This is a genomic window from Streptomyces sp. NPDC042346, assembly GCF_055581845.1.
This window is the reverse complement of sequence record NZ_JBVJEH010000004.1, coordinates 723545-736113: the sequence shown is the minus strand read 5'-3', so window position 1 is coordinate 736113 and position 12569 is coordinate 723545. Positions and strand designations below refer to the sequence as shown.

Annotated in this window: 9 protein-coding genes and 2 tRNA genes; 6 read left to right on the top strand and 5 right to left on the bottom strand. The window is 74.2% G+C overall.

Going from position 1 to position 12569, the window contains the following annotated elements; all coding sequences use genetic code 11:
• Nucleotides 1-66: 66 nt before the first annotated feature.
• The 6 genes from ACZ6K0_RS21405 (at nt 67) to ACZ6K0_RS21380 (ending at nt 4084) form a co-directional block, all read left to right on the top strand.
• A tRNA-Gly gene (locus ACZ6K0_RS21405) sits at nt 67-139 on the top strand.
• 154 nt (nt 140-293) lie between these two features.
• Nucleotides 294-1289, top strand: a complete 996-nt coding sequence (locus ACZ6K0_RS21400) for an ABC transporter ATP-binding protein (protein WP_469231413.1) — start codon at nt 294-296, stop codon at nt 1287-1289.
• The gene (locus ACZ6K0_RS21395) at nt 1286-2053 is read left to right on the top strand and encodes an ABC transporter permease (protein WP_376398268.1); all 768 of its coding nucleotides are present in this window, start codon (nt 1286-1288) and stop codon (nt 2051-2053) included. The genes ACZ6K0_RS21400 and ACZ6K0_RS21395 overlap by 4 nt, the downstream gene beginning before the upstream one ends.
• Before the next feature lie 23 nt (nt 2054-2076).
• Nucleotides 2077-3375: a sensor histidine kinase gene (locus tag ACZ6K0_RS21390; RefSeq protein WP_376398265.1), complete on the top strand. Its 1299-nt coding sequence runs from the start codon at nt 2077-2079 to the stop codon at nt 3373-3375.
• Nucleotides 3372-3986 (top strand): response regulator, encoded by a 615-nt coding sequence (locus ACZ6K0_RS21385; protein ID WP_469231411.1) that lies wholly within the window; start codon nt 3372-3374, stop codon nt 3984-3986. Before ACZ6K0_RS21390 ends, ACZ6K0_RS21385 begins: the two co-directional genes overlap by 4 nt.
• Nucleotides 3987-4008: 22 nt before the next feature.
• Nucleotides 4009-4084 (top strand) — tRNA-Gly (locus ACZ6K0_RS21380).
• Between the two features lie 59 nt (nt 4085-4143).
• On the opposite strand, the gene ACZ6K0_RS21375 is transcribed toward ACZ6K0_RS21380, so the two are convergent.
• The 5 genes from ACZ6K0_RS21375 to ACZ6K0_RS21355 all read right to left on the bottom strand — a co-directional run bounded on the left by ACZ6K0_RS21375 (nt 4144) and on the right by ACZ6K0_RS21355 (nt 12560).
• Nucleotides 4144-5064 carry a phosphoribosylaminoimidazolesuccinocarboxamide synthase gene (locus tag ACZ6K0_RS21375; RefSeq protein ID WP_376398259.1) on the bottom strand — a complete coding sequence of 307 codons (921 nt, stop codon included), beginning with the start codon at nt 5062-5064 and terminating at the stop codon, nt 4144-4146.
• Nucleotides 5065-5152: 88 nt separating this feature from the next.
• The gene (locus tag ACZ6K0_RS21370) at nt 5153-6613 is read right to left on the bottom strand and encodes a N,N-dimethylformamidase beta subunit family domain-containing protein (RefSeq protein WP_469231409.1); all 1461 of its coding nucleotides are present in this window, start codon (nt 6611-6613) and stop codon (nt 5153-5155) included.
• A 197-nt stretch (nt 6614-6810) separates the two neighbouring features.
• Entirely contained in the window at nt 6811-8811 is a 2001-nt protein-coding gene (locus ACZ6K0_RS21365) for a M48 family metalloprotease (protein ID WP_469231407.1), read from the bottom strand.
• A gap of 259 nt (nt 8812-9070) precedes the next feature.
• A complete protein-coding gene (purD, locus tag ACZ6K0_RS21360; protein ID WP_468546591.1) occupies nt 9071-10321 on the bottom strand; it encodes a phosphoribosylamine--glycine ligase in 1251 nt (416 codons plus the stop codon).
• A gap of 61 nt (nt 10322-10382) precedes the next feature.
• Complete coding sequence (locus ACZ6K0_RS21355; RefSeq protein WP_469231404.1) at nt 10383-12560, bottom strand: DNA polymerase III subunit gamma and tau; 2178 nt, start codon at nt 12558-12560, stop codon at nt 10383-10385.
• Nucleotides 12561-12569: the final 9 nt, after the last annotated feature.

The window sequence follows — 12569 nt, the reverse complement described above, 5'->3', positions numbered from 1 at the left end:
CCGAGCACTCCGGTGCATCAGGTAGAGTGGTGCTCGCGCCGCCCGATGAAAGTCGGTCGGAGGCATGCGGACGTGGCTCAGTTGGTAGAGCATCACCTTGCCAAGGTGAGGGTCGCGAGTTCGAATCTCGTCGTCCGCTCAGGAAGTCGAAGGCCCCGGCTCTCTGGAACCGGGGCCTTCGTCGTGTCCGCGTGAGACCTCATCACATGTGCGTGAGACCTCATGACATTTGTCAGACGCCGTGATGACACCGCGCACTGCCGGACGGCCCCGGCCGCCGGAAGCCTGGTCACATGACCAACGCGATCGAAGCGGAAGACCTGCGCCGCAGCTACTCCGGCGGCTTCGAGGCCGTGCGCGGCATCTCCTTCACCGTCCCCCGCGGCGAGATCTTCGCCCTCCTCGGCACCAACGGCGCCGGCAAGACCTCCACCGTCGAACTCCTGGAGGGCCTCGCCGCCCCCGGCGCCGGAACCGCCCGCGTCCTCGGCCACGACCCGTACCGCGAACGGGCCGCCGTCCGCCCCCGCATCGGCGTGATGCTCCAGGAGGGCGGCTTCCCCAGCGATCTGACCGTGGCCGAAACCATACGGATGTGGGCGGGCTGCACCAGCAACGCCCGGCCCGCCGCCGAGGCCCTCGCCGCCACCGGGCTCGCCGGCCGCGAGCGGGTACGGGTCAAGCAGCTGTCCGGCGGCGAACGGCGCCGGCTCGACCTCGCGCTCGCCCTCCTCGGCCGCCCCGAGGTCCTCTTCCTCGACGAACCCACCACCGGACTCGACGCCGAGGGCCGCCGCGACACCTGGGACCTCGTCCGGGCCCTCCGCGACGGCGGCACCACCGTGCTGCTCACCACCCACTACCTGGAGGAGGCCGAGGCACTGGCCGACCGGCTCGCGATCATGCACGCGGGCCGGATCGTCCTCTCCGGCACCCCCTCCCAGGTCACCGCCGCCCGGCCCGCCCGCATCCGCTTCACCCTCCCCGACGGCGTCCCCGCCGGACGCCTCCCGCTCCACCTGCGGGCCGCCGAGGACGGCGGGCGGGTGGAGATCCGTACCGACGCCCTCCAGGACGACCTCGCCGCGCTCCTCGACTGGGCCCGGGAGAACGACGTACGGCTCGACGCGCTCGACGCCCGGTCCGCCTCCCTCGAAGAGGCCTTCCTCGACATCGCGTCCCGGACCTCGACGCAGGATCAGACGCAGTCGCGGTCGAAGTCGCAGTCGAGGTCGGGGTCGCAGGCGAAGTCGCAGAACCCTTCCACGGAACCGGAGGCCGTCCGATGAGCTCGCTCACCGCCACCCGACTCGCCGCGCTCGGGCGGGCCGAACTGACCCTGCTCGTCCGCAACCGCACGGCACTCTTCGTCGCCGTCTTCGTCCCCCTGCTGATGGTGGGCGCGATCCGCAGCTCCCTCGACCGCGTAGACGTCGGCAAGGCGGGCACGACCATCGCCGAGGTCGCCGTGACCGGCGGCATCGGGATGGCCCTGCTGATGGTCGTGCACGGCAACCTCGTCTCCGCGTTCGTCGCCCGCCGCGAGGCGCTCGTCCTCAAGCGGCTGCGGACCGGAGAGCCGACCGACACCGAGATCCTCACCGGGGTCGCGCTGCCGGCCGCCGCGCTCGCCCTCGCCCAGTGCGCCCTCATGACCGCCGGCGGCATGACCGTCCTCGGCCTGCCCGCACCCGCCCGGCCCGAACTGCTCCTCGCCGGCGTCCTCCTCGGCACCGTCCTGCTCACCGCCGTCGCCGCCGCCACCTCGACCGTCACCCGCACCGTCGACAGCGCCCAGCTCACGACCCTGCCGCTGCTCCTGATCTCCTCCCTCGGATCCGGGCTCTTCGTCCCCCTCTCCGTCCTCCCCGAGCGGATCGCCTCGCTCTGCGAGCTGCTGCCGCTGACCGGCGTCATGACCCTCGTACGGGCCGGCTGGACGGGCGGCGTCGACCCGATGGACCTGGTGGGCGCCGCCCTGGCCGCGCTGGCCTGGACCGTGCTCGCGGTGTTTGCTGTCCAGCGGTGGTTCCGCTGGGAACCCCGGCGCTGAGAGACCCGAGGGGACGTCTTCCTGTGAAGAGCTGGAGCGGCCGGAGCGGCCTGGCCAAGGTGGACGCCTACACGCGCGTCACCGCGTACATGCTCCTGTGGTCCGCCGTGTTCGTCCTCGGGCTCCTCCTGCTGACCTGGCCGGTCCGGCACGAGGCCCCGCTCCTCCTCGTCGTCGTCGCCCCGCTGCTCAACCTCGCCAACGGGATCGTCGGCCACCGCTTCCTGCGGCGCGCGATGGACGTGTACCTGCTGCCGGGGACCGCGCTCGGCCCGCGCGCGACGCTGCCCGCCGCCGCTGCCGGGGCCGCCGTCGCGGGGGCCGTCCTCGCGGAGGCGGCCACCGCCGACCTGGGCGGGCTGCTGCCGGGGATGCTCGGGGCGGCCCTCATCCCCTTCTTCGCCGGGCACTGCCTGCTCTTTCCCGTACGCACCGTCGTCCTGCACCAGGCGCTCCTGGGCGCCGTCCTCCTCGCCGCCGTCCCGCTCACCGGCCGGGACATGGGGCAGACCATCGGGACCGCGGCGACCGTCCTCTTCATCACCGGCTGGCTCGCCGTCACCGTCCGGCTCTCGCTCTGGGTGCTCGGCGTCCTCTTCGAACTGCGCGAGGCGCGGGACGTGCAGGCCCGGCTCGCCGTCGCCGAGGAGCGCCTCCGCTTCGGGCGGGACCTGCACGACATCCTCGGCCGGAACCTGTCCGTGATCGCCCTCAAGAGCGAGCTCGCCGTCCAGCTCGCCCGACGCGAACGTCCGGAGGCCGTCGACCAGATGATCGAGGTGCAGCGGATCGCCCAGGAGTCCCAGCGGGAGGTGCGGGACGTCGTCCGCGGCTACCGCGAGGCGGACCTGCGGGTGGAGCTGGAGGGCGCGCGGGGCGTCCTCGACGCGGCCGGGATCGACTGCGCCGTCACCTCGCCCGTGCTCGCCCTGCCCGACGAGGTGCAGTCGGCGCTCGGGTGGGTGGTCCGGGAGACCACGACCAACGTACTGAGGCACGGGGACGCGCGGCGCTGCGCGATCGCCGTCCGCGAGGAGGAGGGTGCCGTGCTGCTGACGGTGGAGAACGACGGGGCGGGAAGCCCTTCAGGGATCGGGCCCGGGTCCGGGAGCGGGATCGGGAGCGGGGGCGGCCGTGGGATCGGCCGTGGGATCGGTGGCGGGTCCGGGTCCGGGTCGGGGCTCGCCGGGCTTCGGGAGCGGCTCGCGGCCGTCGGGGGGAGCCTGGAGGCCGGGCCGGGCGACGACGGTACGTTCCTGGTGACGGCCCGGGTCCCCATGCCCCGTACACCCGGTATGTCCCGTACGGAGGTGGCCCGGTGACCGCGCGCGTACGTCTCCTGCTCGCCGACGACGAGCATCTGATCCGTGGTGCGCTCGCCGCGCTGCTCGGCCTGGAGGACGACCTCGTCGTCGTCGCCGAGGCCGCGACCGGGCCCGAGGCGCTCGCCATGGCCCGCGCCCACCGCCCCGACGTCGCCGTGCTCGACCTGCAGATGCCGGGCGCGGACGGTGTGACGGTCGCCACGGCCCTGCGGGACGAACTGCCCGGCTGCCGCACCATGATCGTGACCGGTCACGGCCGTCCGGGACACCTCAAGCGGGCCCTCTCCGCGGGCGTCCGGGGCTTCGTCCCGAAGACCGTCAGCGCCCAGCGGCTCGCCGAGATCATCCGTACCGTGCACGCCGGAAACCGTTACGTGGACCCGGAGTTGGCGTCCGACGCCATCGCCGCCGGGGACTCCCCGCTGACCGCCCGGGAGGCCGAGGTCCTCGAACTCTCCGCCGACGGGGCACCGGTCGCGGAGATCGCCCGGCGCGCCTCGCTCTCCCCCGGAACCGTCCGGAACTACCTCTCCTCGGCCGCCGCGAAGCTCGGTGCCGAGAACCGTCACACGGCCGTGCGTCTCGCGCAGGCGAAAGGGTGGGTATAGTTAGCCCCGCGCTACGGCGCATGCGGACGTGGCTCAGTTGGTAGAGCATCACCTTGCCAAGGTGAGGGTCGCGAGTTCGAATCTCGTCGTCCGCTCCATGAAGAAGCCCCCCGGTCGATCCGACCGGGGGGCTTTCTCGTGTCCGTGGACCGGAGTTCTAGAAGCTGTCGGACCAGGGCTTGCCGGTCAGCAGCTCGTACGCCTCCAGGTACTTGGCGCGCGTCGCGTCGACGATCTCCTGCGGGAGCGGCGGCGGCGGGGTCTCGCTCTTGCGGTCCCAGCCCGAGGCCGGGGACGTCAGCCAGTTCCGCACGAACTGCTTGTCGTACGAGGGCTGGGCGCGGCCCGGCTGCCACTGGTCGGCCGGCCAGAAGCGCGAGGAGTCCGGGGTGAGGACCTCGTCGGCGATGACGAGGCGGTCGCCGTCCGGGGTGCTCTCGAAGCCGAACTCGAACTTGGTGTCGGCCAGGATGATCCCGCGCTCGCGGGCGATGTCCCGGGCCCGGGAGTAGACGGCGAGGGTCGTCCGGCGCAGCAGCGCGGCCGTCTCGGGGCCGACCTGGCGGGCGACTTCCTCGTACGAGACGTTCTCGTCGTGGTCGCCGACCGCGGCCTTGGTGGCCGGGGTGAAGATCGGGGCGGGCAGCTCGGAGCCGTCGGTGAGGCCCTCGGGGAGCGCGAGGCCGCAGACCGTGCGGGACTCGTCGTACTCCAGGAGGCCGGAGCCCGTGAGGTAGCCGCGGGCGACGCACTCGACCGGGACCATGTTCAGCGACTTGCAGACGAGGGTGCGGCCGGCCCAGTCGGCGGGGGCGCCGGCCGGGAGCTCGGTGGAGAGGACGTGGTGCGGGACCAGGTCGGCGAGCCGGTCGAACCACCACAGGGAGAGCTGGGTGAGGACCCGGCCCTTGTCGGGGATCGCGGTGGGCAGGACCCAGTCGAACGCGGACATGCGGTCGCTCGCCACCATGACGAGGTCCCCTGCCTCGTTCCGGTACAGGTCGCGGACCTTGCCCGTGTGGAGATGGGTGAGGCCCGGGACCTGGACAGGCTCGGGCTTTTCTACGAATCCGGACACGGTTCCTCCGCGTAGGTTGATCCAGGAGCGTGTCCGATTCTCTCGCACATCCGGGCGGCCCCGGCCGCCAGGCCCTGTGACTCCCCGCTCAGTCCCTCTTGCAGATCCGGTCGAGGAGGTTGGCGGTGGCGCGCTGGACCCGGGCGTCGACATGGCCGGGGCGGTCCAGCGCCGGCGACCAGGCGAAGGTGCCGGAGGCGAAGACCCAGGCGCCGGACGGCGCCTTGTAGAGCGAGGTCTCCTGGTGGCGCAGGGCTCCGTCGCCGTCCCGGTAGGGCGAGTGGGCCAGCAGGATGCGGCCCTGGTGCTCGGGGAGCGCGGTGCGCGGGAAGTAGCGGTCGGCCTCGCCCGCGACCAGGCCGGGGAGCTCGTCGCCGTCGCCGGCGCCGGTGGCCTCCCAGAGCCAGTGCTCGGCGTTCCGCACGACCATCGGGTGCGGTTCGGGGACCCGGCCCGCGTACTGGATGCCGAGGAGTCGCTGCTCGGGCCGGTCGACCTCGCGCCAGAGGGCGGGGCGGCCGGGGCCGCGCCGCTTGCGGCAGGTGAGGAGGCGGTCGGGCACCCCGGACGGGGACGGGCCCAGCTCCACCTGCCAGTACATGGTGTTGGCGGAGAGGAAGACGAGGGACGTGCCCTGGTCGCGGGCGAGTTCGGCGGTCCTGCGCATCGGCGCCGACCAGTACTCGTCGTGGCCCGGGAAGACCAGGCCCCGGTAGCGGCTGGGGTCGACCCGGCCCGCGTGCAGGTCGCGGGTCTCCGCGTAGGCGAGGTCGTAGCCGTACCGCTCGGCCCAGCGGATGAAGTCGTAGGCGTGTCCGACGTGGAGGGGCAGGCCCGCGCCCGCGTACGGACGGTCGAAGGAGACGGTGACGGCGGCGTCCTCCTCGCCGAGCAGCCGGCCCTCCTCGTCCCAGGCGTGGTAGAGGCTGGCGCCGGTGTGCCCGTCCTCCGGGTAGAGGTTGTACGCCTGCCAGGTCACGTCCGGGAGGACGAGGAGGAGGTCCGCCGGGTGGCTGTCCCGGACCGTGAAGGGGATGTGCGAGCGGTAGCCGTCGGCGGTGGTGAGGACGGCGACGTACGCGCCGATCGACCAGTACGACGGGACCTGGAGCCGCCAGGACTGCCACCAGTGGTGACAGGAGACCGTGCGGTCGGCGGTGAGCGGGGCGGGCTGGACGATCCCCGAGAGCCGCGGGCTCGTGGTGATCTTCGCGGCGCCGTCGCCGCCGTAGTGGCCGATCCGGTAGACGTCGACCAGGAACTGCTGCGGCGGGTCCACGGTGATGTGGAAGTCGATCGACTCGCCCGGCGCGACGGCTCCGGTCGAGGCGAACCCTTTGATCTGGCGCCGGACGTCGTCGGCCGTGCGCGGGCCGCCGCTGCCGCCGCGGGCCAGGATCTCGTCGGCGTACCAGGGGACCGTCTGGCCCGTGTCGTCGAAGTAGTTCTCCGAACCGCGGAGCCAGGGCAGCGGGCCCTGTCCGAAGGGATCGCTCACGGCGTGCGCCAGCGCGCCGGACTCCCACCGTCTGATCTGCTCGGCCCCCATGCTGCGCCCCTCCCTCGACTCCCCCGGTCGGGCTGGTCAGTGCCTCTGGTCCTTGCCTTTGTCAGTGACGGTCTCCAGCACATCACATAACGCACGCACTCCGTCACCGTTCGTCGTGAATTGACGAGAGTGGAAGCCGGGACTCCGGGACGGGGCGGTTCCGGGGGCCTTTGCGGAAGGCTTCCGGGGGGCGTGTTTCAGACCAGGCGCACGGGCTTCTCCGGGCGGACTCCGGTGCGGGCGAGCCAGGCGCGCAGGGGCTCCGGGTCACCGTCCTCGACGAGGGCGAGGACCCGGGGGCCGAGGTCCGCCGCGCGCTCGCCGCCGACGATCAGGGCGGGGCCGTCGAGCCAGTCGAGGCCGGGGGTGGCCTCCGCGGTGTCGACGGCCGCGCAGCAGACCATCGCGGTGACGTGGTCGGCGAGCAGGTCGCGGCCGGTACGGGGCGGCTGGAGCGGGAAGAGCGGCAGGGGGCCGTCGGGGCCGCTGACCAGCACGGGCGGGGTGGTGGCGCTCGGGGCCTCGGACGCCGCCTTCGCTGCCTCGGCTGCGGTGGCGGCCGCGCGGGCCTCCCGTGCGGCCTCCTCACGCGCCAGGAGCGCGCTGAGCGCACCGGCGAGGGCGTCGGCGGCGGGGTTGGCCTGCGGCTCGTCGTCGAGGTCGGCGAGGTCGGCGAGATCAGTGAGGTCGGCGACCGCGGCGGGATCGGTGAGGTCGGCGACGTCGGCGACGTCGTGGCGGGCTTCGGGGTCGCCGGCTTCGGGGGCGCCGGCAGCGTGGGCGGCTTCGGGGCCGCCGGCAGCGTGGGCGGCTTCGGGGGAGTGGAGGGCCTCGGGGGCGCCGGGGGTGGGGACCTCGTCGGGGGCCGGGGCCGGCGGTGTCGTCGGCTTCGGGTCCGCGGGCGTGGCCGGCGGGGTGGTCGTCAGGTGGGCCATCACCCGGGTCAGGGTCGGGCCGGTGGAGGCCGACGAAGAGGAGTCGGCGGACGAGTCGGCCACGCCCAGCCGGTCGAGGACCTCGTGGAGCCGGGCCGCGTCCGTACGCCACTTCCGGTCGACGACCTCCTCCGGGTACTGGCTCCACTCCACCGGCGACCAGTCGGGGCCGGGCTCGGCCGGGCCGCCGTGGAAGAGACGGGCGGCGAGCAGCGACGTGGCCTCGTCGACCGCGCCCGGCTCCTCCAGGAGGTCGCAGGCCGGCCGCTCGCCGAGCCGGGAGGAGAAGCCGTCCGCGAGCCGGTCGCGCCGGGAGAGCTCGGTCAGGGCGGAGACCACGCCCGCGTCGAGCTTGGCGGGCCAGCGGCCCATGCGCCAGGCGGGCAGCGCGACCCGGGTCAGGAGCCGGTCCCAGCCCGCGTAGGCCAGGCCGACCTGCTCCTGGGCGACGATCCGTACGCCGTAGTCCACGGCCTGCGCGCGCTCCGAACCGGCGGCGGCGACCCCGCGCTCCATCTCGGCCGCATGCCCGCGACAGGCGCGCAGCAGGACGCGGGCGACCTGCCCGACGCCATGGGCGCCGAACCGGCGGAAGGCGTCGAGCCCGGGGGTCTCGGGGACGGCGACGGCAGCGTCGAGACCGCGCACGAAGCGGCGGGCGGCGGCTATGTCGGGGTGGGCGGCCGGGCCCGTACCGGCGACGACCGGGGCGAGGACCGCGCGCAGCTCGGCGACCCGCATCCACCAGAGGAAGGGCGAGCCTATGACGAGGACGGGGGCTCCGCCGCCGTCGGACGTCCGGCCGCCCCCGGGGGCGTGGTGCTTGCGGTGGGCCCGGTGGGTGCGGTCCTCCAGCCAGCTGTCGCAGTCCGGCGTCAGGGCTATCGCGGAGGGTGCGGGGACGTCGAGCCGGTCGGCCAGGTCCCGCACGAGCCGGTAGAGATCGGGGGCCGCGGTCTCGGAGAGCTCCACGGTGGGCGTGGCGGCGGGCCTGGCCCGGGCGACGACGAGGGCGACGGCGGTGGCGGCGACGAGGACGAGGACCGCGAGGACGGTCACCGCCCAGCGGGCGGTGTCCCAGCCGGACCCGGTGAAGTGGCCGGTGACCCCGCCCGCGTACAGGACGACGGCCACCGCGGCGGGGAGCACGGCGAGGCCCAGGGCCCTGCCACGGACACGGAGGACGGCGAGGGCCCGGGAGCGCGCGGCGCGCGCACCCCACTCCTCGCCGACAACGGCACCGGTACCGGACACGCCGTACATCACCCCCTTCTGCCCTCGTCGGGACTGCCTGTGGCGGTGTTGCTCACTCCCCCACTGTGGCACCCGTCACTGACATCGCAATGCCGGTGGGCCAAGTGCCGGAACGCCTCCGCCGCACCCTAGTTGGGGCGGTGGCGGGCGTCATCCGGATGGCCGAGCCGTCACTCGATCGAATGGCTTTGGGTAAAGGTGATGGCATGCGTGCGGCCGTACGGTTCACCGCACGGCCGCACGAAAAAGCGGCGGACGCCGCGCCGGATCAGGCCTCGGCGGCCTTCCGCGCGATGTCCGTGCGGTGCTGCGAGCCGTCGAGCCTGATACGGCCGACCGCCGCGTACGCGCGCTCGCGGGCCTGCGCCAGGTCCGTTCCGGTCGCGGTGACCGAGAGGACCCGGCCGCCCGCGCTCACGATCGCGTCGCCGTCCCGCTTCGTCCCCGCGTGGAGGACGTACGCGTGCGGGGCGTCCTGCTCCGCGATCGCGTCCAGGCCCTCGATGGGGTCGCCGGTGCGCGGGGTCTCCGGGTAGTTGTGCGAGGCGACGACCACGGTGACCGCGGCGTCGTCGCTCCAGCTCAGCGGCGCCTGGTCGTCCAGGGTGCCGTTGGCGGAGTTCAGCAGGACGCCCGCGAGCGGGGTCTTCAGCCGGGCCAGGACCACCTGGGTCTCGGGGTCGCCGAAGCGCGCGTTGAACTCGATGACCCGGACACCGCGACCGGTGATCGCCAGACCCGCGTACAGCAGGCCGGAGAACGGCGTGCCGCGGCGGCGCAGCTCGTCGACCGTGGGCTGGAGGACGGAGTCCATGACCTCGTCGACCAGCTTGGGGTCGGCCCAGGGCAGCGGCGAGTAGGCGCCCATGCCGCCGGTGTTCGGGCCCTCGTCGCCGTCGAGCGCGCGCTTGAAGTCCTGCGCGGGCCGGAGCGGGAGGACGGTGACGCCGTCGGTGATCGCGAAGAGGGAGACCTCGGGGCCGTCGAGGTACTCCTCGATGACGACCCGGTCGCAGGCGAGGGCGTGCGCCCGGGCCTGCTCGACGTCCTCGGTGACCACGACGCCCTTGCCGGCGGCGAGGCCGTCGTCCTTGACGACGTACGGAGCGCCGAAGGCGTCGAGCGCCTCGTCGATCTCCTCGGGGGTGGTGCAGACGTAGCTGCGGGCGGTGGGCACGCCGGCGCCGGCCATGACGTCCTTGGCGAACGCCTTGGACCCCTCCAGCTGCGCCGCCTCCCGGGACGGGCCGAAGGCGGGGATGCCGACCGCGCGGACGGCGTCGGCGACACCGGCGACCAGCGGGGCCTCCGGGCCGACGACGACCAAGTCGGCGCCGAGCTCGGTGGCGAGGCGCGCGACGGCGTCGCCGTCCAGCTGGTCGACGGGGTGCAGCTCGGCGACCTCCGCGATTCCGGCGTTGCCGGGCGCGCAGTGCAGAGCGGTGACGTCGGGATCGAGGGAGAGAGAGCGGCACAGGGCGTGTTCGCGGGCGCCGCCGCCGATGACGAGGACCTTCACGCCAGCCAGGGTAGCCCGCCGGCCGGGATGCCCCTTGTGCGGGCCACCGAGCGAGACGGCCCTAGTCGTTCGTGTATTCCTCCACAACGGTGGCTCCGAGCTCGCGCACGATCAGGTCGTGCCCGGACAGGGCCGAGTCGACGAGGTCGGGATCGTCCTCCTCGGGCACGTCGTCCTCGGGCGCCACGGGCTGCGGCGCGGGCGGCGCGTACACGGGCTCGGGGGCCTGCGCCGGCGCCGGGGCGAAGCCGGGGCCGGACGCCTGCGGGAAGCCGGCGCCAGGCGCGGGCTGCGCCTGTACGGGGGCGGGCGGCGGGGCCTGCTGGAAGGCGGGGGCGGGGGCCTGCGGCCGTCCGCCGCCGAAGCCGGTGGCGGCGGGCGGCGGATTGGCCCCGCCCGAGGGGTCGATGATCGCCTCGACCCTCCACTGCACGTTGAACGTCTCGGCGAGGGCCTGCTTCAGGACCTCCTCGCTGCCGCTGCTCGCGAAGTTGTCGCGGGCGCCGGCGTTGAGGAAGCCGAGCTGGAGGGTGGTGCCGTCGAAGCCTGCCACCTGCGCGTTCTGACTGAGCAGGATCCAGGTGAAGCGGCGCCGGTTCTTGACGGCGTCGAGGATCTGCGGCCACAGGTTCCGCACCTGCGCCGTGTCTCCGCCACCACCGCCGCCGGCCGCGGGAGCGGGAGCGGGGGCCTGCGGCGCGGGCTGCGCGTGTACGGGGGCGGGGGCGGCCGGGGCCTGCGCCTGCGCGGCGGGGGCCGCCGGGGCGGACGCGCCGGGCCACGCGCCGGGCGCACCGCTGCCGGGGGCGGCGGCGCCGGGCCAGGCGCCGGGCCGGGACGCGGGCGGCTGGGCCTGCGCGGGGGCTGCGGGAGCGGCGGGGGCGGGTTCGGGCACGGGGGCGGCCTGCACGGGCTGCGCGGCCTGCATGGGCTGTGCGGGCTGCACGGGCTGCGCGGGCGCCGGGGCGGGCGGGGGCGGGGCCATCGGGGTGTGGGCCTCGGGCCCGGGCACGTACCCCATGGCGGGCGCGGGCGGCGCGGGCGTGTAGACGGCCCCGGCCCCCACTCCGGCTCCGGACGCGGCCCCGCGCTCCAGCCGGTCGAGGCGCGCCTGGAACGAACGCTCGTCGTCGAAGGCGGCGGGCAGCAGCACGCGCGCGCAGATCAGCTCCAGCTGGAGCCGGGGCGAGGTGGCGCCGCGCATCTCGGTCAGGCCGCTGTTGACCAGGTCGGCGGCCCTGCTGAGCTCGGCGGCACCGAACACGGACGCCTGCGCCTGCATGCGCTCGATCACGTCGACCGGGGCGTCGATGAGCCCCTTCTCGGCGGCGTCCGGCACGGCGGCCAGGATCACCAGGTCGCGCAGCCGCTCCAGGAGGTCGGCGACGAAGCGCCGGGGGTCGTTGCCGCCCTCGACGACCCGGTCGACGACCTCGAAGGCGGCGGCGCCGTCGCCGGCCGCGAAGGCGTCCACCACCGAGTCGAGCAGGGACCCGTCCGTGTAGCCGAGGAGGGAGGTCGCCATCGCGTACGTCACACCGTCGTCGGCGGCACCGGCGAGCAGCTGGTCCATGACGGACATCGAGTCACGGACGGACCCGGCGCCGGCGCGCACGACGAGCGGCAGCACGCCGTCCTCGACGGAGGCGCCCTCCTGCCCGCAGACCTGGCCGAGGTACTCGCGCAGGGTGCCGGGCGGCACGAGGCGGAAGGGGTAGTGGTGGGTCCGCGACCGGATGGTGCCGATGACCTTCTCGGGCTCGGTCGTGGCGAAGATGAACTTGAGGTGCTCCGGCGGCTCCTCGACCACCTTCAGGAGGGCGTTGAAGCCCGCCGAGGTGACCATGTGCGCCTCGTCGATGATGTAGATCTTGTACCGGCTGGACGCGGGCCCGAAGAAGGCCTTCTCCCGCAGGTCACGGGCGTCGTCCACACCACCGTGGGACGCGGCGTCGATCTCGATGACGTCGATCGACCCCGGCCCGTTCCGCGCGAGGTCGCGGCAGGACTGGCACTCGCCGCAGGGCGTCGGGGTCGGACCCTGCTCGCAGTTCAGGCACCGGGCCAGAATCCGCGCACTGGTCGTCTTTCCGCACCCACGGGGCCCGCTGAACAGGTACGCGTGATTGACCCGGTTGTTCCGCAGGGCCTGCTGCAACGGGTCGGTGACATGCTCCTGCCCGATGACCTCGGCGAAGGACTCGGGGCGATAGCGGCGGTACAGCGCGAGAGACGACACGTATACGAG

Bases quoted from the DNA above. Each gene is read 5' to 3' on its own strand.
- ACZ6K0_RS21400 (WP_469231413.1), top strand. From the start codon at position 294: ATGACCAACGCGATCGAAGCGGAAGACCTGCGCCGCAGCTACTCCGGC.
- ACZ6K0_RS21395 (WP_376398268.1), top strand. From the start codon at position 1,286: ATGAGCTCGCTCACCGCCACCCGACTCGCCGCGCTCGGGCGGGCCGAA.
- ACZ6K0_RS21370 (WP_469231409.1), bottom strand. From the start codon at position 6,613: ATGGGGGCCGAGCAGATCAGACGGTGGGAGTCCGGCGCGCTGGCGCAC.
- ACZ6K0_RS21365 (WP_469231407.1), bottom strand. From the start codon at position 8,811: ATGTACGGCGTGTCCGGTACCGGTGCCGTTGTCGGCGAGGAGTGGGGT.